This window comes from Janibacter sp. Soil728 (assembly GCF_001428305.1).
Classification (GTDB): Bacteria; Actinomycetota; Actinomycetes; order Actinomycetales; family Dermatophilaceae; genus Janibacter.
In genome coordinates, this window is the sequence record NZ_LMRZ01000003.1 from 376,224 (window position 1) to 396,207 (window position 19,984).

The 19,984-nt window shown below is 71.1% G+C and carries 25 protein-coding genes; 7 read left to right on the top strand and 18 right to left on the bottom strand.

All coding sequences use genetic code 11. The features are described from left to right. Positions 1–45: 45 nt before the first annotated feature. The gene (locus ASG73_RS05945; RefSeq protein ID WP_055992266.1) at positions 46–540 is read left to right on the top strand and encodes a murein hydrolase activator EnvC family protein; all 495 of its coding nucleotides are present in this window, start codon (positions 46–48) and stop codon (positions 538–540) included. A 65-nt stretch (positions 541–605) separates the two neighbouring features. On the opposite strand, the gene ASG73_RS05950 is transcribed toward ASG73_RS05945, so the two are convergent. The 9 genes from ASG73_RS05950 to rplS form a co-directional block, all read right to left on the bottom strand. Beyond that, positions 606–1,550: a tyrosine recombinase XerC gene (locus ASG73_RS05950; RefSeq protein ID WP_082567038.1), complete on the bottom strand. Its 945-nt coding sequence runs from the start codon at positions 1,548–1,550 to the stop codon at positions 606–608. A gap of 46 nt (positions 1,551–1,596) precedes the next feature. Then, complete coding sequence (dprA, locus tag ASG73_RS05955; RefSeq protein ID WP_156466160.1) at positions 1,597–2,784, bottom strand: DNA-processing protein DprA; 1,188 nt, start codon at positions 2,782–2,784, stop codon at positions 1,597–1,599. After that, positions 2,781–4,325: a YifB family Mg chelatase-like AAA ATPase gene (locus ASG73_RS05960; RefSeq protein ID WP_055992792.1), complete on the bottom strand. Its 1,545-nt coding sequence runs from the start codon at positions 4,323–4,325 to the stop codon at positions 2,781–2,783. The genes dprA and ASG73_RS05960 overlap by 4 nt, the downstream gene beginning before the upstream one ends. 2 nt (positions 4,326–4,327) lie before the next feature. Continuing rightward, a complete protein-coding gene (locus ASG73_RS05965) occupies positions 4,328–4,705 on the bottom strand; it encodes a YraN family protein (protein ID WP_055992274.1) in 378 nt (125 codons plus the stop codon). Between the two features lie 105 nt (positions 4,706–4,810). After that, entirely contained in the window at positions 4,811–5,125 is a 315-nt protein-coding gene (locus tag ASG73_RS05970) for a DUF2469 domain-containing protein (RefSeq protein ID WP_055992277.1), read from the bottom strand. Beyond that, a complete protein-coding gene (locus ASG73_RS05975; protein ID WP_055992280.1) occupies positions 5,122–5,904 on the bottom strand; it encodes a ribonuclease HII in 783 nt (260 codons plus the stop codon). Before ASG73_RS05975 ends, ASG73_RS05970 begins: the two co-directional genes overlap by 4 nt. After that, positions 5,901–6,722 (bottom strand): signal peptidase I, encoded by an 822-nt coding sequence (lepB, locus tag ASG73_RS05980; protein ID WP_055992283.1) that lies wholly within the window; start codon positions 6,720–6,722, stop codon positions 5,901–5,903. The genes ASG73_RS05975 and lepB (ASG73_RS05980) overlap by 4 nt, the downstream gene beginning before the upstream one ends. Positions 6,723–6,830: 108 nt before the next feature. Beyond that, positions 6,831–7,511 (bottom strand): signal peptidase I, encoded by a 681-nt coding sequence (lepB, locus tag ASG73_RS05985; protein ID WP_082567039.1) that lies wholly within the window; start codon positions 7,509–7,511, stop codon positions 6,831–6,833. Positions 7,512–7,544: 33 nt separating this feature from the next. Beyond that, a complete protein-coding gene (gene rplS, locus ASG73_RS05990) occupies positions 7,545–7,901 on the bottom strand; it encodes a 50S ribosomal protein L19 (protein WP_055992286.1) in 357 nt (118 codons plus the stop codon). 252 nt (positions 7,902–8,153) lie between these two features. Here rplS and ASG73_RS05995 point away from each other — a divergent pair, with 252 nt between their 5' ends. Continuing rightward, positions 8,154–8,447, top strand: coding sequence for a hypothetical protein (locus tag ASG73_RS05995; RefSeq protein WP_055992289.1), 294 nt, complete (start codon positions 8,154–8,156; stop codon positions 8,445–8,447). Between the two features lie 13 nt (positions 8,448–8,460). Here ASG73_RS05995 and trmD read toward each other — a convergent pair whose 3' ends face one another. The 4 genes from trmD to rpsP all read right to left on the bottom strand — a co-directional run bounded on the left by trmD (position 8,461) and on the right by rpsP (position 11,123). Beyond that, positions 8,461–9,660 (bottom strand): tRNA (guanosine(37)-N1)-methyltransferase TrmD, encoded by a 1,200-nt coding sequence (gene trmD / locus ASG73_RS06000; RefSeq protein ID WP_055992292.1) that lies wholly within the window; start codon positions 9,658–9,660, stop codon positions 8,461–8,463. Between the two features lie 4 nt (positions 9,661–9,664). Beyond that, positions 9,665–10,213 carry a ribosome maturation factor RimM gene (gene rimM, locus ASG73_RS06005; RefSeq protein ID WP_055992295.1) on the bottom strand — a complete coding sequence of 183 codons (549 nt, stop codon included), beginning with the start codon at positions 10,211–10,213 and terminating at the stop codon, positions 9,665–9,667. A 93-nt stretch (positions 10,214–10,306) separates the two neighbouring features. Continuing rightward, a complete protein-coding gene (locus tag ASG73_RS06010) occupies positions 10,307–10,549 on the bottom strand; it encodes an RNA-binding protein (RefSeq protein WP_055992297.1) in 243 nt (80 codons plus the stop codon). A gap of 1 nt (position 10,550) precedes the next feature. Then, entirely contained in the window at positions 10,551–11,123 is a 573-nt protein-coding gene (rpsP, locus tag ASG73_RS06015) for a 30S ribosomal protein S16 (RefSeq protein ID WP_442905334.1), read from the bottom strand. A gap of 267 nt (positions 11,124–11,390) precedes the next feature. Between rpsP and ASG73_RS06020 the strand changes: the two genes are divergently transcribed. Further along, positions 11,391–12,752: an alkaline phosphatase PhoX gene (locus ASG73_RS06020; protein ID WP_055992302.1), complete on the top strand. Its 1,362-nt coding sequence runs from the start codon at positions 11,391–11,393 to the stop codon at positions 12,750–12,752. 57 nt (positions 12,753–12,809) lie between these two features. On the opposite strand, the gene ASG73_RS06025 is transcribed toward ASG73_RS06020, so the two are convergent. After that, on the bottom strand, positions 12,810–13,271 hold the full coding sequence (locus ASG73_RS06025) for an RrF2 family transcriptional regulator (protein ID WP_055992305.1): 462 nt from the start codon (positions 13,269–13,271) through the stop codon (positions 12,810–12,812). A gap of 165 nt (positions 13,272–13,436) precedes the next feature. On the opposite strand from ASG73_RS06025, the gene ASG73_RS06030 reads away from it, so the two are divergent. Continuing rightward, on the top strand, positions 13,437–14,357 hold the full coding sequence (locus ASG73_RS06030; protein ID WP_055992308.1) for a sulfite exporter TauE/SafE family protein: 921 nt from the start codon (positions 13,437–13,439) through the stop codon (positions 14,355–14,357). Positions 14,358–14,368: 11 nt separating this feature from the next. On the opposite strand, the gene ASG73_RS06035 is transcribed toward ASG73_RS06030, so the two are convergent. From ASG73_RS06035 to ASG73_RS06050, 4 genes are all read right to left on the bottom strand, one after another. Further along, complete coding sequence (locus ASG73_RS06035) at positions 14,369–15,142, bottom strand: hypothetical protein (RefSeq protein WP_055992310.1); 774 nt, start codon at positions 15,140–15,142, stop codon at positions 14,369–14,371. 68 nt (positions 15,143–15,210) lie between these two features. Continuing rightward, entirely contained in the window at positions 15,211–16,299 is a 1,089-nt protein-coding gene (locus tag ASG73_RS06040; protein WP_055992313.1) for an amidohydrolase family protein, read from the bottom strand. Between the two features lie 68 nt (positions 16,300–16,367). Further along, entirely contained in the window at positions 16,368–17,009 is a 642-nt protein-coding gene (locus tag ASG73_RS06045; RefSeq protein WP_055992316.1) for an SDR family oxidoreductase, read from the bottom strand. A gap of 65 nt (positions 17,010–17,074) precedes the next feature. Continuing rightward, a complete protein-coding gene (locus ASG73_RS06050) occupies positions 17,075–17,875 on the bottom strand; it encodes an alpha/beta fold hydrolase (protein ID WP_055992319.1) in 801 nt (266 codons plus the stop codon). 288 nt (positions 17,876–18,163) lie between these two features. Here ASG73_RS06050 and ASG73_RS06055 point away from each other — a divergent pair, with 288 nt between their 5' ends. The 3 genes from ASG73_RS06055 (at position 18,164) to ASG73_RS06065 (ending at position 19,589) form a co-directional block, all read left to right on the top strand. After that, entirely contained in the window at positions 18,164–18,571 is a 408-nt protein-coding gene (locus ASG73_RS06055) for a hypothetical protein (protein ID WP_055992322.1), read from the top strand. 103 nt (positions 18,572–18,674) lie between these two features. Continuing rightward, positions 18,675–18,944, top strand: coding sequence for a hypothetical protein (locus tag ASG73_RS06060; protein ID WP_055992325.1), 270 nt, complete (start codon positions 18,675–18,677; stop codon positions 18,942–18,944). A 390-nt stretch (positions 18,945–19,334) separates the two neighbouring features. After that, entirely contained in the window at positions 19,335–19,589 is a 255-nt protein-coding gene (locus tag ASG73_RS06065) for a hypothetical protein (RefSeq protein WP_055992328.1), read from the top strand. Positions 19,590–19,984: the final 395 nt, after the last annotated feature.

Consider the following 19,984-nt stretch of genomic DNA (forward strand, 5'->3'; position numbering starts at 1 on the left):
GCTCGTGGCGCAGCCGGTCCGGACGAAGGGCGGACGCTGGGCACCATGATCAGCGCACCCTTCCTCGCCCTCCTCTTCGCGGGAGCCCTCGTCGGGCCGCCACCACAGACGGCCGAGGCTCGGTGGTCGTGGCCGGTGGGAGGCGGCACCCGACCAGCGCTTGTCGCCCCCTTCGACGCACCGGAGGAGCAGTGGGGACCCGGCCATCGGGGCATCGACCTCACGGCAGCCGTGGGCGAGAGCGTCACGTCCGTCGACACCGGGGTGGTGACACATCGCGGTCGCATCGCCGGGCGAGGAACCGTGACCGTGACGCACACGAGCGGGGTCCGCAGCACCTACGAGCCGGTCGACTCGACCGCTCGGGTGGGCGACCACGTCGAGCAGGGCGAGGCCATCGGCCGGGTCGGTGAGGAGGCTGGTCACTGCTCCCCCGCGACCTGCCTGCACCTCGGCGCCAAGCGGGGTCCGACCTATCTGGATCCCCTGACCTTCTTCGGCGCCCGGCGGGTCATCCTGCTGCCGGTGCCCTCGGTCTGACCTCGTCCCCGCCGGTGGAGGTGCACCCGCCGACGAATCGTCCGCGCGTCGACCTCCACCCACGGTCAGGCGCGCGGGTGCGCCTGACCGTAGCTGCGGCGCAGCCGGTCGAGGGAGACGTGGGTGTAGATCTGGGTGGTGGCCAGGGAGGAGTGGCCGAGCAGCTCCTGGACCATCCGCAGATCGGCCCCACCCTCGAGCAGGTGGGTCGCCGCCGAGTGGCGCAGCCCGTGCGGTCCGACGTCCGGGGCGTCGGGGACGTGCGCGAGGAGTGCGTGGACGACCTCGCGCACCTGCCGAGGGTCGACCCGACGACCACGACGCCCCAGGAAGAGGGCCGGTCCCGAGGCGGCCGTGACCACCCGTGGGCGCCCCCGCTCGAGCCAATCCCCCAGCGCCTCGTCCGCGGGTGCCCCGTAGGGGACGATCCGCTCCTTGCGTCCCTTGCCGAAGACCCGCACCACCCGGCGCGCGCGGTCGGCGTCATCGACGTCGAGACCGGTCAGCTCGCCGACGCGGATACCCGTCGCGTACAGCATCTCGAGCACCGCTCGGTTGCGCAGGTGGATCGGGTCGTCGTCGTCCGCCGCGACCGCGGCGACGTCGAGCACGCTCGTCGCGCTCTCGCGGCTGAGGACGTCCGGCAGGGTGCGCTGACGCTTGGGTGAGGCCAGCCGCAGCGCCGGGTCCGTCTCGAGCCGGGCGGTGCGACGTGCCCAGGCGAAGAAGGTCCGGACTGCCGCGGACCGTCTGGACAGTGTGGCGCGAGCGGCGCCGGCGGCGGCGAGGGTGCCGAGCCAGGCCCGCAGCTGCTGCAGGGTGATGTCGCCGAGAGCGTCGCTGCCGTCGCGCGCACACCAGGTGAGACAGGCACGTGCGTCGGCCGCGTAGGCCCGAATCGTGTGCTCGGACCGATCACGCTCATGCTCCAGATGGGCGACGAAGTCGTCGACGCAGCCCGTCACCCAGGTAGGGGTGGGCGTCTCCTGCGGCGTCTGCGTCGTGCTCACCCCACCACCGTCCCACGAGCCCGGCCGACCCCGACGGAGCGACCCGTCACGACGGCCCGGGTCCTCGACGCCAGCCGCCCTCGTCGTCCTGTCCCGCCCACCCCTCCAAGGACATCACCGACAGCTCGGCGAGCACCTCCTCCACGGGGAGGACGAGCTCGTGGGCAACTGCGCCCGGGGACCGGCCCGAGCGAGCGCTGAGCAGGTCGTGGATGCGTCGTTGCGCAGTCGTCATGGCATCGAGCTCCCGCGCCGGTCCCAGCTGCTCGACCGGCTGATCGAGCGCATCACCGACGCGCGCGGCCAGGGCGAGCACGTCTGCGGCGTCGGTCACCAGTGAGGCGCGCCCCTTCTGGATCCACTCGTGGCAGCCGGCCGAGGACATCTGCGTCACCGGTCCGGGGACGGCCCCGACGGGCCGTCCGAGCGACTCCGCCCAGCCCGCGGTGTTGAGCGAGCCCGAGCGCAGCCCCGCCTCCACGACGATGGTGGCCGCCCCGAGCGCGGCGATGATCCGGTTGCGAGCCAGGAACCGGTGACGCATGGCCACCGTGCCGGTCGCCAGCTCCGTGACGACCACCCCACGCTCGGCCACGGCGTCGATGAGACGTCGGTTGCCTTCCGGGTAGGCACGGTCAGGACCGCAGGGCAGCACCGCGATGGCGGAGCCGTCCACCGCCAGCGCCCCTTGGTGGGCGGCGGCATCGATGCCGTACGCCGCCCCCGACACAACGGACCAGGAGCGATGGGCCAGACCTGCCCCGAGCTCGCGGGCGATGGCCTCGCCGTAGCCCGTGCTCGCGCGCGAGCCCACGACGGCGACGGCCCGGGCGGCGAGATCGCCGAGGCAGCCCTGCCCGCGCACGTGGAGCAGATGTGGCTCGATGTCCGGGTGGGACAGGCTCGACGGCCAGTCGGCGTCACCGGGGATGACCACCCTCGCTCCCCGTCGGGTCACCCGGTCCAGCTCGGCCTCGACATCGACGGCGGCCACGTGGGCCCGGGCGCTCGAGCACCGGGGCAGATCGTCATCGACGAGGCGGTGCCAGGCCTCGACATGGCCGATGCGCATCACCTCGCCCAGCAGCTCCAGGCGAGCATCGCTGGCCCGCTCGCGGCGATGCTCCAGCACCCGCGACCACGCGACCCTGGCACGTCGCTCGTCGGTCCCCACCTGCGCGTGCGCCCGGGCCACCTCGGCCGGGTTGGGCTGGGAACCGCCCCGCCTGCTCATGCCGCCACCGCGCCCTGGGTCCGGTACATGAGGGCGAGGCCCACGTCCGCAGGACTCGGTGTCGGACGGCCGTTGAGGTCAGCGCTCGTCCAGGCCAGGCGCAGGACACGGTCATAGCCCCGCAGGGTCACCTGGCCGAGGTCGAGAGCGCGGTCCAGGGTCGCGGTCGTGGCGGAAGGGAGCCGCCACGGTGCACGACGCAGGACCGGGCCCGGCACCTGGCTGTTGAGCTGCCACCCGTGCGCCTCCCACCGGCGACCCTGGGCGGCGCGCGCGAGCAGCACTCGCTCGGCCACCGCTGCACTCGAGTCCGAGGGGGCCTCGTGCAGCTCGGCCAGGCTGACCTTGGGCACCTGCACCTGGATGTCGACACGATCGAGCAGCGGTCCGCTCAACCGGGCCGCATACGCACGCCGCTCGGTCGGCCGGCAACGGCAGAGCAGTCCCTTGCCATGGCCCTCCCCGCAGGGGCACGGGTTGGCAGCCAGCACGAGCTGCACCCGCGCCGGGTAGACCACCTGCTCACGGGCCCTGGCGATGACCACCTGCCCTGACTCCAGTGGTTGACGCAGCGCCTGCAGCACCGCGCCGCCGAACTCTGCTGCCTCGTCCAGGAAGAGCACCCCGTGGTGCGCCTGGGACACCGCGCCGGGCAGCACGACTCCTGTCCCGCCACCCACGAGGGCCGCGACGCTGGCCGAGTGGTGCGGGGCGACGAAGGGAGGCTGCAGGTCGATGCCCGAGGTCGGCATCGCACCGACGAGCGAGCGCACCGCGAGGGTCTGCAGGGCCTGCTCCCGGGTCAGCGGCGGCAGGATCGTCACCAGCCTCTCGGCGAGCATCGTCTTGCCCGACCCAGGAGGACCGTTGAGCAGGACATGGTGCCCGCCCGCAGCCGCCAGCATGAGCGCCGCCCGCGCCTCGTGCTGACCGGAGACATCAGCGAGGTCCAGTCGTCGCCCGCCGATCTCGCCGCCAGGGACCGAGGGCGGGGCGACGGCCGCCTCGGGGAAGCTGCCGCCGCGCGCCGTCTGCCCGTAACCGCGCACGAGTTCCTCCACAGTCTGCGCGGTGCAGACGCGCACACCCTCGACCAGTTGGGCCTCCGCCACGTCGTCGGGAGCGACGACCACCTGCTCGCAGCCCGCACGCTGTGCCGCGAGGACGGCCGGCAGCACGCCGGCGACATGGCGCAGTCGTCCGTCGAGGCCGAGCTCGGCCAGGTGTGCGACAGGGCGCACCGCATCTGCCGGTAGCTCACCGCAGGCGGCGAGTGCCGCCACCGCGATGCCGAGGTCGAAGCCGGTGCCGTGCTTGGGGATCGCTGCCGGTGACAGGTTGAAGGTCAGCTGGCGTGAGTTGAGGGAGAATCCTGCAGAGATCGTGGCCGCACGTACCCGCTGCGGGGCCTGGCGCAGGGCGGTGTCGGGCAGCCCGCTGATCTCGAAGGAGGGTAGCCCCTGGCCCACGTGGCACTCGATGTCGACGAGGTGTCCGGAGATGCCGCGCAGGGCGACACCACGGGTCACACCGACGCTCATCGTCACGCCCCCACGACATGGGTGACGGCGTAGTTGCCCGCGGGGTCACGGTGCAGGGCGACGATGTCGATGCGCACCCCGCGGGAGGAGACCTCGTGCTCCGCGAGCCATCGTCCGGCGAGCCGCCGCAGTCGACTCATCTTGGCCCGGGTGATGGCCTCTATCGGCTCACCGAAGGCGCGGCTGCGCCGAGTCTTGACCTCGCAGACGACGATGGTGTCCCCGTCGCGCAGGACCAGGTCGATCTCCCCCGTGCTGCACCGCCAGTTGCGGTCCAGCACCTGCATGCCGGCTCGCGTCAGATGGCGCTCGGCAAAGGCCTCACCATCGGCTCCCACGCTGGCTCGTGTGGGCTGCGCATCGATCCTCGTGCGGGTCATCGGTGACCACCTCCGACACCCAGTCAAGGGCCGCAGAACGGTGGTCGGGAGTCCCCTCGTCGAGCTGGGGACGACGCTGAGCTCAGGGGTGGGGCTGTGGACCGGTCAGAAGCCGCCCTCTGGCATCTCCAGCTCGGACTTGGCGAGCTCCTCGACGTTGACGTCCTTGAAGGTGACCACCCGCACCTGCTTGGCAAAGCGCGCCGGCCGGTAGATGTCCCACACCCAGGCGTCCTGCATCGTCACCTCGAAGTAGACCTCGACGCCCTCGCCGCGCACCGTGACGTCCACGCTGTTGGCCAGGTAAAAACGCCGCTCGGTCTCGACGACGTGGCTGAAGAGGTGCACGACGTCGCGGTACTCGCGGTAGAGCGCCAGCTCCATCTCGGTCTCGTACTTCTCAAGGTCCTCCGAGCTCACCGGGACCTCCCTTCGCTCACCGTGTCGGCGAGGAGGTGGCCCTCGACCGATCCGTCCACATCATCTCCCACCGAGGTGCTGCCACCAGCAGCCGGGGTCACGCCCGGGAGCGACCAGGACCGTCGATGCTCGACGCACGGCCCGTGCACCCGCAGGGCGTCCATGTGGACGCTCGCCGAGTAGCCCTTGTTGTCCGCCCAGCCGTAGTGGGGGTGGACGCTCGCGAGCTCCACCATCTGCTGGTCCCGCTCGACCTTGGCCAGGACGCTGGCGGCAGCGACGCTGCTGCACCGCATGTCGGCCTTGATCATCGTGCGCACCGGTGGGATCGATGCCCCGCTCCCGAGCTCGGCGAAGAGGCCGGCCTCCTGCGGGTCGGTCAACCAGTCGTGGTTGCCGTCGAGCAGCACGAGGTCGGGGACGACGTCCAGCTGCGCCAACGCCCGCGTCCCCGCGAGACGCAGTGCGGCGATGATGCCGACCTCGTCGATCTCGGCCGGCAGGGCATGGCCCACGGCGTGCGCGAGCGCCCACCGCCGCAGGCGAGGGACCATCGCCACCCGGGCCGCGGGGGTCAGCAGCTTGGAGTCGCGCACGCCGGCAGGAGCGGTGCGGCAGGTCTCGTCGATGACGACGACCCCGACGCTCACCGGGCCCGCCAACGAGCCCCGCCCCACTTCGTCCATCCCGGCGAGCACACGGTGCCCGGCCCGCTGCAGCTCACGCTCGACGCGCAGGCTGGGGCGCCCCGAACGGGTGGCTCGACGGTCGGTCGTCACGACGAGTGCAGCTCGCGCACCGGCAGGCCGAGGGAGCGGTTGCTCCCCGCGTCCGGCACCTGGGAGAAGACATCGTCGTGGGTCGACAGGCGCCCCGTGCGGTCAAAGGGCCACACGGTGACGACGGCCTTGCCGACGACGAGATCGAGGGGCACGGATCCGTCGCTGCCGGTGCCACCGGGGTCGTGGTAACGAGAGTCCGAGGAGTCGCTGCGGTTGTCGCCCATGACCCACATACGGCCGCTGGGCACCGTGATGTCGAACTCCATGTCGCTCGGGTTGACTCCGGGCTTGAGGTAGGCGGACTCCTCGACGGGTTCGCCGTTGACGAGCAGGCGGCCCTCGGCGTCGCAGCACTGCACGTGGTCCCCGGGCATGCCGATGACTCGCTTGATGAGGTGTCCCTCCGAGGTGTCGGGCAGCAGGCCGACGAACATCATCGCGTCTCGCAGGCCGTTGAGCACGGCACCGCGGTTGGTCACCTGGACGGGGCTGAGCCAGTCACCCGGGTCGGCGAAGACCACGACGTCACCCCGCTTGAGCTCGAAGGGGCCCGGAGTGAGCTTGGAGACGACGACCCGGTCACCCACGAGCAGCGTGTTCTGCATCGACTCGCTCGGGATGAAGAAGGCCTGGATGAGGAAGGTCTTGACGACGAAGGAGAGGGTCAGCGCCATCGCGAGGACGACGACGGTCTCCCGCACGGCACCCCCCAGCCGCGCTCCGGCGCCCCGCTCATCACGGACCCTCTCCTCGCGGGCACGGTCCTTGTGAGAGTCCTCGGCCTCTGCGTGAGCCGAATCAGGATCGTGTGCCACGGGTCTCTTCCTCTAGCGCGCCCGGCAGGTCGGGCATCTCGGCCCCCAGTATGCGCGCTCGCGGTCCTCGCGGACGTGAGCACGGGGCCCGTGTCCTGACGACCCTGCTCAGGAGCCGAGGCCACCGATGCGGTCGAGGGGCCAGTAGCGCCACGACACATGGCCCACGACATCGTCCACCTGCACCATGCCGCCGCCCGGATCGCCGAGGTGGGCGCGGGAGTCGGCCGAGTCGCTGCGGTTGTCCCCCAGGACGAAGAGGCGCCCCTGCGGGACCACGACGTCGAAGGGGGTGTCGCAGGCCGCGGTGCCAGGCGCGAGCCACGGCTCGGCGACGGCCTCGTCGTTGACCAACAGACCGCCCGCCGGCGTGCACGTCACGTGGTCCCCACCGACGCCGGCCACCCGCTTGAGGAAGTCCTGCTCACCGAGGTCGATGGACAGGGCCGACGCAGCGCCGGACAGGACCGTGCCGATGAGCCCGTCCGAGACGAAGGGGGTGCGGTCGGCCGCGGCGAAGGTCGTGGTCCCGTCGAAGACGATGACATCGCCCCGCTCGACGTGGGAGGCGCCGATCTTGGTGACCACCACCCGGTCCCCGGCAGCGATCGTCGGCGCCATCGAGGCACTCGGCACGTGGAAGGACTCCATGACGAAGATGCGCACGAGCATGACGAGCAGCACCGCCACCGCGATCTCGACCAGGAGACGGCGTGCGGGACGCACGTCGACCCCCGCCGGAGGTCCGGCGGGGGTCGAGGAGTCTTGCTGCGTGGGCTCGGTCGACATCGGGGTCAGCCTAGGCCCGCACGCTGGCGAGGGTCAGTTCGCGGGGGTGTCGCGACGCTCGCGGATGCGAGCAGCCTTGCCGCGCAGGTTGCGCAGGTAGTACAGCTTGGCGCGGCGGACGTCACCACGGGTGGCGACCTCGATCTTCTCGATGACCGGGGTGTGCAGCGGGAAGGTCCGCTCCACGCCGACGCCGAAGGAGACCTTGCGGACGGTGAAGGTCTCGCCGACGCCGCCGCCGTGGCGACGGATGACGATGCCCTGGAAGAGCTGGACACGGGAGCGGCTGCCCTCGATGACCTTGACGTGGACCTTGACGGTGTCGCCGGCCCGGAACTCGGGGATGTCGTCCCGCAGGGACGCCTTGTCGATCTCGTCGAAACGCTGCATGGCGCTGTCGCTTTCTTGCGAACGCCACAGGCCGTCCGCCCTCGTCAGTAGTGTGTGAGGAGTCGCGCCCACCGCCGCGTGCCGTGGGGTGGACCCGCACACTGTGCGGGCCCGGGTCTCGGCACTCCCCCTGTGGCAGGGGCGGTGTCGTTGAGCGCAATGTCCGATTCTGCCAGAGGGGAGCGCGTGACCAGAAATCGCGATGATGCACCGTCTCGCCCGATCGAGGACGAAGCCCCTGACCGCCACCTCGTGAGCAGCCTGCTGACGCTGCTCCTCATCGCTCCGGCAGCGGCCGTCCTCGCGTCGCGCGTCCACGGCCTGGTGGCGATCGGCCAGCCCGATGGGAGCATCTGCAGCGGGACGGACCTGCTGTGGCCGATCGTGCAGCTCGGCCTGCCGGCCATCGCCATGATCATCGCGATCCCCGTCGCCCTGCTCTCTCTCGCGCACCGGGCCCGTGGGTGGCTCTGGTTGACGGGCGCACTCCTCGGCACGCTCCTCCTCGAGGTCGCGCTGCGCCTGTGGGTGCCCGGCTGCTCGTGAGGTCGTCGGCCCGTCAGCGACGCAGGCGTCGGGTGAGGTCGACCGTGCCGGGTCCCTCACCGGGCCCCGCGACGCGATAGCCCGCCTTCTTGTACATCTTCAGCAGTCGCGGCTGGTCGGCGCCGGTGTTGAGCCACAGCGTCGTGACATCGGTCGGGGCCAGCGCCTCGGCATGCGCGAGGAGCGCCCGACCGAGCCCACGCCCCTGCAGGTCCGGAGCGATCATGAGTCGGCCGATCTGCCAGGTGGTCGGCTCCTGCGGATCCCGCCGCACCCGCACCGACCCCACGAGGCGTCCTTCAGACCTGAAGAGATGGGTGCTCCACTGCTCGAGGGTGTCGGCCACCGTGGCCGCGTCCTCGGCAGGAGCGCCCCACCAGTGCTGCTCCGGCGTCACCATCTCGATCCAGCAGGCCTTCTGCAGCACCGCCAGCTCCGCAGCATCCCCGCGCCCGGCCACGGAGTGCTCGAGACCCGAGAGCTCCCTGGTCGTGGCCGCTGCGGTCAGCAGGTCGGGACGGCGGGCCGCCGTGCGGGCCAGCCGCTGCTCGTACCGCCACTGCGCGATGGCGCCGTGGTTGCCGCCGAGGAGGACCTCCGGCACGGATCGCTCCACGCCGGCGGCATCCGTCCAGGACGACGGCTTGGTGTAGATGGGGTACTCGAGCAACCCCCCTTCGTGCGACTCCTCGACGAGGGACTCGGCGTTGCCGACGACCCCCGGCAGGAGCCGACCGATGGCCTCGACCATGGCCAGGACGGCGACCTCACCGCCGTTGAGCACGTAGTCCCCGAGCGACACGACCCGCACCTCCATGCGGTCGCCGGCCCACTCGTAGACGCGTTCGTCGATGCCCTCGTACCGCCCACACGCGAAGGCGAGCCAGGGTGCCTGGGCCAGCTCCTTGGCCATCGCCTGGCTGAAGCGCTCACCGCCGGGTCCCGGGACGATCAGCACCGGGGCCGCTCCCGTGGCCTCGTCCGCGGAGTCGAGCACGTGGGTGAGCGCCTCGCTCCACGGCTGGGCCTTCATGACCATGCCTGCTCCCCCGCCGTAGGGGGTGTCGTCGACCGTGCGGTGCCGGTCGTGGGCGAAGCCGCGCAGGTCGTGCACCCGCAGGTCGATCAGTCCGTCCCGTCGGGCCTTGCCGATGAGCGAGATGTCCAGGGCTTCGAGGTACTCCGGGAAGATCGAGACCGCGTCGATGCGCACCGAGTCAGTCCCCCTTCACATCGAGGTCGAGCAGCCCGGGGGGCGCGTCGACGACGACGCGGCCGGCCTCGGGGTCGACCTCGGGGACGATCTCCTCGACGAAGGGGACGAGAGCCTCCGTGCCGTCGGGGCGGCGCAGCCGGAGCCGGTCCTGGGCGGCGCCGAGCTCCAGGGCGATGACCTCGCCCAGGACCCGACCGGAGGGGTCGACCGCTTGCAGGCCAACGAGGTCCTCCTCGTACCAGCCCTCGTCGTCCCGCGTCGGGTCCGGCTGGTCCAGGGCGAGCACCAGGCGGGTACCGCGCAACGACTCGGCGCCCGTGCGGTCGGGGATGCCCTCGAAGCCCAGCAGCCAGACGCCCTGGTGCACGCGGGTCGTGGCGAGCGTCAGCTGGCGGGGCACGCCGGTTCCCTCCTGGGCTCGGGTGTCGAAGACGACCCCGGGCACGAAGCGTGCCTCCGGGTCGTCGGTGTGCAGCTGCACGGTGACCTCACCGCGCAGGGCGTGGGGCTTGCCGATGCGGGCGACCACGTGGCCATCGGTGCGACTCATGCGGGACAACCTATGCAGCCGGGCCCCGACATGGCGAATGGCCGCCCTCCCCGTGGGGATGGCGGCCATTCGACCAGAGGTCAGCGCTGGGTCTCAGCGCTCTCGGTCGGTGTCGACGATGTCGATCCGCACGTTGTCGCCGCCGCCGAGCGCACCGAGAACGGTGCGCAGCGCAGAAGCGGTCCGGCCGGAGCGACCGATGACGCGACCGAGGTCATCGGGGTGCACGCGCACCTCGAGGATCTCTCCGCGACGCAGGTTCTTGCTCCGGACGACGACATCGTCCTTGTGATCGACGATGCCGGTGACCAGGTGCTCGAGCGCCTCGTCGAGCATCTCAGGCCTCGGTGGTGGTCTCGGCCTCGTCAGAGGACGCAGCGGCGTCCTCGGAGGTGGCGTCGGCCTCGGCGGCAGCCTTGTCCTCGGCAGCCTTGGCGTCGGCCGCAGCCTTCTCCTCGGCGGCCTTCGCGTCGGCGGCCTTCTTGTCAGCGGCCTCCTTGGCGGCCTTCTTCTTCGCCGTGATGGCCTCGTGCTCGGCACCCTCCTTGTCGGAGGACGCGAGGGCAGCCTCGTAGAGGTCCTTCTTGGAGGTCTTGGGCTCCTTGACCTTCAGGGTGCCCTCGGCGCCGGGCTCGCCCTTGAACTTCTGCCAGTCACCGGTGATCTTCAGCAGCGCGGCGACGGCCTCGGTGGGCTGGGCGCCCTGGGAGAGCCAGTGCTGGGCGCGCTCGCCGTCGATCTTGATGACCGAGGGCTCCTCGGTGGGGTGGTACTGACCGATCTCCTCGATCGCCCGGCCATCGCGCTTGGCGCGCGAGTCCATGATGACGACACGGTAGAACGGCTTGTGGATCTTGCCCATACGCTTCAGGCGAATCTTGACGGCCACGTGAGTGGTCCCTTCAGTCATGAGCACGGCGAGACCGTGCGCTGGTCGCACGGGGTATCGGGCTCGGGGTGTAGGCATCCGGCGCGCAGGAGAGATCACCGGCGCGGACGGGTACGCAGGGGATTCTTCCACGGGGGCGCCGCAGGGCCAAAACAGGACGACGAAGCGTCACCCGCAGGGCCCCGGCAGTTGCTCTCGCGGTCACCGTGACGTCGCTCACCCCGACTTGGCTGAGCCCGTCCCGGTCCCCTTGCCCGGAGACGACCCCTGATCAAGGAGAGCATTTCCGTGAGTACCGAGCACTCCCCCTCCGTCCAGCGCCGCACGATCATCCAGGGCGCGGCCGCCCTCGCGGCCCTCGGCCCGCTGGGCGCCCTCGGCGCACGCACCGCCGGTGCCGCCCCGATGGCCCGCGCCCCCTTCGGACCCGACTACGGGCCGCTGCGCCCGACGAAGGACCAGACGACCGGCCTCGAGCTGATCACGCTGCCCAAGGGCTTCGAGTACGTCAGCTTCGGCTGGACGGGCTCGCTGATGTCCGACGGCCTGCGCACCCCCCGAGCGCACGACGGCATGGCGGCCTTCCGCGACGGCGACCTGGTCCGCCTCGTGCGCAACCACGAGGTCGGCGGCGGACCCGCCTTCGCCTCGCCCGCGTACGACGCCCTCGAGGCCGGCGGTGGCACGACCACCCTCGTCTTCGACCCGGACAAGGGCGAGCTCGTCGAGTCCTACGCCTCGCTCGCCGGCACCCGGACCAACTGTGCGGGCGGCCCGACCCCGTGGGGCACGTGGCTGTCCTGCGAGGAGACGACGCACATCTCGGCCGACGGCACCCGCCACGGCTACGTCTTCGAGGTGCCGACCAAGGGCATGAGCAATGGTGTCCCGCTCACGGCGATGGGCCGCTTCTCCCACGAGGCGACCTGCATCGACCCCTCGACGGGCATCGTCTACCTCACCGAGGACGCGACGCCCTCCGGCCTCTACCGCTTCCTCCCGAAGACCCCCGGCACGCTCGCCGACGGCGGCGAGCTGCAGATGCTCGCCATCGGCTCGGCGACGCGCCAGACGTACTCCGACGCAACCGGTACCACCTACACCGACCTGTCCTGGGTCACCATCGACCAGCCCGACCCGGGCCGCGGCGAGACCAGCACGGTGCGGCAGGGCATCGCCAAGGGCGGCGCGCAGTTCGCCCGCCTCGAAGGGGCCTGGTGGGGCAACGACCGCGCCTACATCGTCTCCACGAGCGGCGGTCCGGCCAAGCAGGGACAGGTCTTCGAGTACGACCCCAAGACGGAGACCCTCACCGTCCTCATCGCCTCGCCGAGCGCTCAGACGCTCAACAACCCCGACAACATCAGCGTCTCCCCGCGCGGTGGCATCGTGCTGTGCGAGGACGGCAGCGGGAGCGAGTACCTGCACGGTCTGACCGCGACGGGCGAGATCTTCCCCTTCGCCCAGAACACCGTGGTCCTGCCGAGCGACAACCTCGCCGGGAGCACCGTCAAGGCCGGCAACTACGTCGGGTCCGAGTGGTGCGGCTCCACCTTCGAGCCGAAGAACGGCAACTGGATGTTCGCCAACATCCAGACCCCGGGCATCACGCTGGCCATCACCGGCCCGTGGCGCAAGGGCGCTCTCTGACGCAGATCGAGCACGCAGGGGAGGCCACCGTCACGGTGGCCTCCCCTGCGTCGCCGGTCAGCGGTTCTCCCAGGCACCGGGCGCGGCGACGGCCGTCCGGACGGCATCGGGGAAGTCGCCCGCGAGCACGTCGGCGAGGCTCGTGCCGTCGAGGACCGACCGGACGCTGGAGCGCACGGCGACCCACAGCGTCGGCAGGTGCGCGGCCGCGCCGTCGTAGCTCGTCGCCTGCGGCCGCTCCCCACGGACCTCGGCGAGGGGACCGTCGACGGCGCGGATGACGTCGCCGACCGCGATCTCGTCCGCCGGCCGCGCGAGCCGGTACCCACCGTTGGCCCCCATGCGGCTCGTGACGAGCTGCGCGCGACGCAGGTCCGCGAGGATCGCCTCGAGGAACTTGCGCGGCAGCTCCTGCTCGGCGGCCAGCCGCACGACGGAGACCGGGGTCCCCCCTTCGCCGGAGGCCGCGAGGGTGAGCATCGCGCGGACCGCATAGTCCGACCGGGCCGAGATGTCCATGCCCCCCAGTATCCCGGCTCGCGGGCGTCCCGACCGCCCACGTCGTGAGACATAACGCGGCGTTACTTGACCCATAAGCAAACGTTGGATCAAACTCCTGCACAACGGGTGGGAGATCGTCTCGCCCGTCGCGCCGCACACTCCTCACGGAAAAGAGTCCTCCGTATGCGCAAGCTCGTCCTCCTGGCCATCGTCGGCCTGCTCGCCCAGCTCGTCGACGGGTCACTCGGCATGGCCTACGGCGTGACGACGACCACCCTCCTGCTCGCCATCGGCACCAACCCCGTCGCCGCCTCGGCCACCGTGCACCTCGCCGAGATCGGCACGACCCTCGTCTCGGGCGCCTCGCACTGGCGCTTCGGCAATGTCGACTGGCCCGTGGTGCTCAAGATCGGCGTCCCCGGCGCCATCGGCGCCTTCGCCGGCGCGACCTTCCTCTCCAGCCTCGACACCTCGACCGCCAAGCCGCTGATGTCCGGCATCCTGCTGGCGCTCGGTCTCTACGTCCTGGTCCGCTTCACCTTCAAGGGCCTGCGCAAGGACCGCCTCGGCACTCCTCTGCGCAAGCGCTTCCTCACCCCCCTGGGCCTCTTCGGCGGCTTCGTCGACGCGACCGGCGGCGGCGGGTGGGGTCCCGTCGGCACCCCGGCGATCCTCGCGAGCGGTCGGCTTGAGCCGCGCAAGGTCATCGGCTCGATCGACACGAGCGAGTTCCTCGTCTCCGTCGCCGCGAGCATCGGCTTCCTCGCCGCACTCGGATCGCAGGGCATCAAGTTCTCATGGGTCGCCATGCTCTTCATCGGTGGCGCGATCGCAGCCCCCATCGCAGCGTGGATCGTGCGCACGATCCCGCCGCGCATCCTCGGCTCGCTCGTCGGCGGGATCATCGTCCTGACCAATGCCCGCACGATCATCGGCACGGACGGCCTCGGGCTCTCCGGTGGCGCGACGTGGCTCGTCCACGTCCTCGTCGTGGTCGTCTGGGTCAGTGCCGTGCTCTACAGCCTGCGCGCGCACCGGGCCGAGGTGGCCGCATCGGCGGACTCCCCCGAGGCGGAGCGAGAGCTGGTCGGCGACCCCGCCTAGCGCGGGCGGACCTACCTCGTCGGGGCGTGATGCGATGCTGCCTGGGCCACGTCGACCGTGGTCGCTGTCGTCGGGGCCGAGGCGTACCGGTCCTCGGCTCCGGTGAAGATCGTGACGACCGCCGAGAGCACCGCGAAGACTGCCAACGACGCGAGGGCCGTCGCGAGCTTGAACGCCCAGCCGCCGGTGACCGACGAGTGCGTCGGCAGCCGCCCCGACCATCGCGGATCGGCATCTCCGACGGCGACTTCGGCCGGGGGTACACGGGTGTCCAGGACGGCGACATCACGCCGGGTCGGATGCAGGACGAGCGGCAGGGCCGTCCCCCTGCGCACGGGGACGTGGTCGGGCACGAGTGCGGCCACCCGACGAGGGCCGGCAGGGGCCAAGACAGTCGCGAGCACGCGGCGCCCGGTCCCGGAGTGTGGGTGACCGACCGCGCCGACCACGCTGCCCGAGCGATCGGGGAGGCTCTGGACGACCCGGCCGGGGACGGTCCGCCCCTGCACCCGGCCACTCACGACCTCGGCATTGCCGTCGGCGAGCGCGCGGGTGAGCCGAGCGTCGTGGCGCATCAAGGTGACCACGTACCACGCAACGACCCCCACGAGCACACCCATCGCGAGCACCGGGACGACGAAGGCCGCGCCCGAGGGCTCGCGGTCCCCGATGGTGATCGCGACGACAACGCCGACGAAGGCACCCACAGGGGCCATGAGTGCGGCCAGCACGATCGCCATCGGGCGTGACAGGTCGTTGAGCGGGTCGCGCCACAGGTCGGTCATGGCGTCAACCCGGGAAGCGACGACCGGCTGATCAACGGTGAGCCCTCCGGGCGCCCGGGTTCGAGCCGTCAGCGTCCCCCGACACGAGCGCCCCTCAGGATCACGTGCTCGGGTGTGCCACAGGCCCGCACGTCCTCTCGGGGGTCCTCGGCGAGGACCACGAGGTCGGCGTCCTCCCCTTCGGCGATGGCGGGACGACCGAGCCAGGTCCGTGAGGACCAGGTCCCGGCGGCGAGCGCCTCGGTCATCGAGAAGCCCGCTCGCACGAGCAGCTCCATCTCCTGCGCGACGAGACCGTGAGGGAGGGAGCCACCGGCATCGGTGCCCACGTAGATCGGGACACCGGCATCGTGGGCGGCAGCGATCGTCTCGAAGCGCCGCTCGTGGAGCTGCAGCATGTGGCGGGCGTAGTCGGGGAACTTGTCGGCCGCGGGGGCCGCGATCTGGGGGAAGGTCTCGATGTTGACGAGGGTCGGCACGATGGCGATGCCCTGCTCGGCGAAGGTCGAGATCGTCTCGGGCACCAGCCCGGTCGCGTGCTCGATGCAGTCGGTGCCGGCGGCCGCGAAGTCCGCGAGCGACTCCTCGCCGAAGCAGTGCGCCGTCACCCGCGCACCCTCCTCGTGGGCGGCGGCGATGGCCTCGACGAGGACCTCGCGCGGCCAGCACGGCGCGAGGTCCCCCACGCCGCGGTCGATCCAGTCACCGACGAGCTTGACCCAGCCGTCACCCGCGCGCGCCTCGGCCCGCACGCGGGAGACGAGCTGCTCCGGCTCGACCTCGTGCGCGAAGTTGCGGATGTAGCGCTTGGTCCGCGCGATGTGCCGCCCGGCCCGGATGATCTTGGGCAGGTCGTCACGCTCGTCGATCCAGCGGGTGTCGGCAGGTGAGCCGGCGTCCCGGATGAGCAGGGTGCCCGCGTCGCGGTCGGCCACGGCCTGGGCCTCGCTCGTCGCGTCGTCGACCGCCCCGTGCGCGTCGAGGCCGACGTGGCAGTGGGCATCGACGAAGCCCGGCAGGACGAACCCGCTCACTGTCTCCACGTCACCGCTCGTGGGCGGGGTGAAGGAGACCTTGCCGTCGATCACCCACACCTCAGGGACGCTCTCCTGCTCGGAGATGAGAACCTCGCCAGTGACGTGCAGCACATCAGCCATGGCCGCAGGCTAACCCGAAACGTCGACGACGGCGCCGCAGGAGCTCACCCCGCGAGCGTCTCGAAGGATCAGCCGATCGCGTCGTCGATGGGCGTGGAGCCGTCGTGGAACTCGATGGTCCGTCGGCTGGTCGCGTTGGCGCGCAACGTCGCTGCGATGACCCGGGCGACATTGGCGCGCGAGACCTTGCCGCTGCCCTCGCGTCCGACCGCGATCGATCCGGTGGGCGGGTCGAGGGTCAGTCCGCTCGGGCCGAGGACGGTCCAGTCGAGCTCGCTCGCGCGCAGGTGCTCGTCGGCAGCAGCCTTGGCCTGCGCGTAGGCGAAGAACGGGGTGGTGGGATCCACGCCGTGGTCGCTTCCGGCGCCGCAGTAGCTGACCATCACGTAGCGCTGGACCCCGGCCGCCACCGCGGCGTCCATGGAGCGGATCGCCGCGTCCTGGTCGACGTCCTTGGTCCGCTGCGGGTCGCCGCCGCCCGCGCCGGCAGACCACACCACGGCGTCGTGGCCGGCGATGACCTCGGCGATGCCTGCGACGTCGAGCTGCTCGACGTCGGCGACGACGGGCGTCGCGCCGGCCTCCTGGACCTCGGAGGCGTGGTCGGGGTTGCGGATGACGGAGGTGACCGAATGGCCCTCCTCGACGAGGAGCGGCGCGAGCAGCAGGGCGATCTTGCCGTGCCCGCCGATGATGGCGATGCGAGACATGACGAGTCCTTCCGGTGGGAGGGTCCGGTGGGCGCCGGACACCTCCACCTCATCACATCGTGGCGTCAGCGGTCAGACGTGGTGAGCGCCCGCAGCGCGGCGATGGTCACCTCGGGCTGCTCCGAGTGGACCCAGTGCCCGGCGTCCTTGACGGTGACGAGCCGCACTCGCGGGAAGAGGCGTCTCATCTGCGCCTGGTCCTCCTGCGTGACGTACCGCGAGCGCTCGCCCGAGAGCCACAGCACGGGCTCGTCGAAGGGAGGCAGTCCCGCGATCTCGTCCTGCGGCCACCCGCCGATCGTGGCGATGTCCCGACCGATGACCTCGAGGTTGGGCTGCCAGCGCCAGCCACTCCCTTCGCGGCGGAGGTTCTGCAGGAGGAATCCCCGGACCCCCGGGTCCGGCGCGGCCTCCTGCATGGCGGCATCGGCGTCGGCGCGCGACTCGATCGCGTCGAGGTCCATGGCCTGCATTGCCGCGATGTAGGTCTCGAACTCGGTGAAGCTCGTCGTGGCCGCCGGGGAGATGTCGACGACGCACAGCCGGGACACCAGCTCGGGGTGACGCAGGGTGAGGAGCATCGCGATCTTGCCGCCCATCGAGTGCCCGACGACGATCCACGGCTCGTCCGGGTCGATGCCGCGCAAGGTGTCCGCGACGGTGTCGGCAGCGGCGACGTAGCCGAAGCGCTCGGTCCACCCTGAGCGCCCGTGGTCGGGCATGTCCAGCAGCGTCGGCCGAGCGATGTCGGCCAGCCCCTTGGCGATCTGGTTCCAGTTGCGCCCCTGCCCGAAGAGTCCGTGGCAGAAGGCGATCCGGGGACCTGAGTCACCGGAGGAGACCGCGTGGAGGGTGGGCGAGGTCATGTCGACGACGCTCAGCTGCCGCCGAGGAACTTCTCGAATGGGCGGGCGTTAGCGCTGTGCACCGTTCGGACTCCTAGCCGTTAGAGCGCATCGTTTCCGAGCGCTGTGGGTCGAAATATCCTCGGTTAGAGGATGCCCCCGCGATGCGCAAACATCCGGGGGCGTGACGCAGACACTGGAGGTCTCGCGCATGTTCACCCTACCCGCGGCCGTTGCCGCATCCCAGAACATCGGACTGCTCGGCGCGCTCGTCGTCGTCGCGGTCACCTGCTTCCTCGAGGTGACCCGATGAGCACCGCAGCCGACCAGACGGCGCGGCTCGTCGTGGCCCTCGAGGGCGCGCTCATCGAGCATGGCCACGATGTCGAGGTGCCGGCCAACCTGACCGTGGACGATCTCGACCGGTTCTGCCGTCTGCTCGGCGTGAAGCCCTCGGACCTCATGGCCCGCATCGAGCAGCAGGACTGCCCTGGGTGGTGCCTTGGCGGTCACCCGGTGAACGATCCGGCGCACCACGTCGGCCTCATCTACGCGCGTAGCAACATCACGCTCAGCATGACGCAGGGCCTCGGTCAGGACGTGGCGATCTTCGTCCCCGAGGACGTCGAGCGGGGCCTGACCCCAGAGCGTGCACGGCACCTCGCGCTGGCCCTGACGATGGCCGCGGACGCAGCAGACGAAGGGGGTCAGCCGTGAGCGTGCTCGGCGTCGTCGTCGGCGTATGGCTCGGCGTGCTCGCGCTCGTCGTCGCATCGGTGGCGCTCGAGGTGTGGGCAGACCGGACGAAGGGGGGCCAGCGGTGAGTCAGCAGCTCGAACCGATCGCCGGCCACTTCCTGCGGGTCACACACGGCCCTGTGCGCGCCTACGTCGACTGCTCCTGTGACCAGCCACCACAGACCGTCCACGCGTCCATGCGGGCAGCAGAACGCACCGCGCTGCGGCACTACGTCGAGCACGCGCCACCCGGCGACGAGCGGGACCGTGCCGCGCGCCTGCTCGATCAAAGTGTCGACGGCACTTTGATCGGCGCCTCGCCGGACCCGAGCGAGGGCGTGGCGACCACCTAGACCGGCCGCGCGGGTCGTCCCTCCCCCTTCGGCTCGCGCGGCCACCCTCCGGGCTCTCCGGCGTCCACACGGCCTCTCACGGGTCCGTGTGCGCGCCAGGGCCACCCGGCCCGCGTCGTCTCCCATCACGGCTCTAGACGCCAGTAACCAGTAGCCGCCTGCGAAGTCCCATCGGCCGTGTGTGACAGGCACACGGCAGCACGTAGACCACCGTCTGATCAGCGGCCTACGTGTCCAGCACAGCCCGCGGCCTCACGGCCAGCGGGCCATGACTGCTGGCCCCTTCCGAGAGGGGTGGCTGGATCGGGGGTTCCCATCTGGGGGGGGGAGCCCAGAGGTCTGCCCCGCTCGCGGGTCCGCGCCTTGGCGGTGCCTGCTAGCGTCCCGCACATGGCACGAGATGGCAGGGAGAAGGTCGATCTGATCAGCTCGGAGGACCACGAGCGCATCGGCAAGCTGCTACTAGAGATCGGCGGCAAGAACGTCTCGTGGGGGGCGCAGGCGCACCTTGATGTGTGGCTAGCAGAATCCCGAATGGAGTCTGAGCGGCGGGCATCCCAGCGGCTATGGGTGGCGACGTGGGCCCTGGTTGTTGCGACCCTCGGGCTCGTCGCTGCGACCGTCGGGCTCATCTACGCGGGGTAGATGCGACCAGCCGACGTCGTCCGTCGATGACCTCGCTGGACAGGGCAATGCGCCCGGATCGCTCGAGCGAATGAGCCGCGCGACGTATCGAAACCTGCTCGGCCTCGGTGTCCTCGCAGCTGGTCAGCACCACGCCGTCGTCAGCGGTGCGCACGGCCTCGAGGATCAGCCGCTGCCATCGTCCATGACCTCGGGACACGCTTTCACCACCTTCGTTCTGTTCAGACGTAGCACTTGCCGGACCTGTTGAAGCGATTGATCCCCACCACAGGCGGGATGCAGGGCCATTCGTGCGGTTCCGCCCCACGTGGAAAAGAGGAATGGGGGGTAAAGCCCTATCCCAGAGGGTGCCGTCAGGACGACGAGGGGGTGGCCCCCCACCATCGCGCGGGGCG

What these genes read in the sequence shown, in the direction of transcription:
- ASG73_RS06050 (WP_055992319.1), bottom strand. Translation starts at nt 17,875, where the DNA reads ATGACCTCGCCCACCCTCCACGCGGTCTCCTCCGGTGACTCAGGTCCC.
- ASG73_RS06040 (WP_055992313.1), bottom strand. Translation starts at nt 16,299, where the DNA reads ATGGCTGATGTGCTGCACGTCACTGGCGAGGTTCTCATCTCCGAGCAG.
- ASG73_RS05960 (WP_055992792.1), bottom strand. Translation starts at nt 4,325, where the DNA reads ATGAGCGTCGGTGTGACCCGTGGTGTCGCCCTGCGCGGCATCTCCGGA.
- ASG73_RS06035 (WP_055992310.1), bottom strand. Translation starts at nt 15,142, where the DNA reads ATGACCGACCTGTGGCGCGACCCGCTCAACGACCTGTCACGCCCGATG.
- dprA (WP_156466160.1), bottom strand. Translation starts at nt 2,784, where the DNA reads ATGAGCAGGCGGGGCGGTTCCCAGCCCAACCCGGCCGAGGTGGCCCGG.
- ASG73_RS06025 (WP_055992305.1), bottom strand. Translation starts at nt 13,271, where the DNA reads ATGGACATCTCGGCCCGGTCGGACTATGCGGTCCGCGCGATGCTCACC.
- ASG73_RS06065 (WP_055992328.1), top strand. Translation starts at nt 19,335, where the DNA reads ATGGCACGAGATGGCAGGGAGAAGGTCGATCTGATCAGCTCGGAGGAC.
- ASG73_RS06010 (WP_055992297.1), bottom strand. Translation starts at nt 10,549, where the DNA reads ATGCTCGACGAGGCGCTCGAGCACCTGGTCACCGGCATCGTCGATCAC.
- lepB (WP_082567039.1), bottom strand. Translation starts at nt 7,511, where the DNA reads ATGTCGACCGAGCCCACGCAGCAAGACTCCTCGACCCCCGCCGGACCT.
- rplS (WP_055992286.1), bottom strand. Translation starts at nt 7,901, where the DNA reads ATGCAGCGTTTCGACGAGATCGACAAGGCGTCCCTGCGGGACGACATC.
- rpsP (WP_442905334.1), bottom strand. Translation starts at nt 11,123, where the DNA reads ATGACTGAAGGGACCACTCACGTGGCCGTCAAGATTCGCCTGAAGCGT.
- ASG73_RS06055 (WP_055992322.1), top strand. Translation starts at nt 18,164, where the DNA reads ATGAGCACCGCAGCCGACCAGACGGCGCGGCTCGTCGTGGCCCTCGAG.
- ASG73_RS06045 (WP_055992316.1), bottom strand. Translation starts at nt 17,009, where the DNA reads ATGTCTCGCATCGCCATCATCGGCGGGCACGGCAAGATCGCCCTGCTG.
- ASG73_RS05945 (WP_055992266.1), top strand. Translation starts at nt 46, where the DNA reads ATGATCAGCGCACCCTTCCTCGCCCTCCTCTTCGCGGGAGCCCTCGTC.
- ASG73_RS05965 (WP_055992274.1), bottom strand. Translation starts at nt 4,705, where the DNA reads ATGACCCGCACGAGGATCGATGCGCAGCCCACACGAGCCAGCGTGGGA.
- ASG73_RS06030 (WP_055992308.1), top strand. Translation starts at nt 13,437, where the DNA reads ATGCGCAAGCTCGTCCTCCTGGCCATCGTCGGCCTGCTCGCCCAGCTC.
- rimM (WP_055992295.1), bottom strand. Translation starts at nt 10,213, where the DNA reads ATGAGTCGCACCGATGGCCACGTGGTCGCCCGCATCGGCAAGCCCCAC.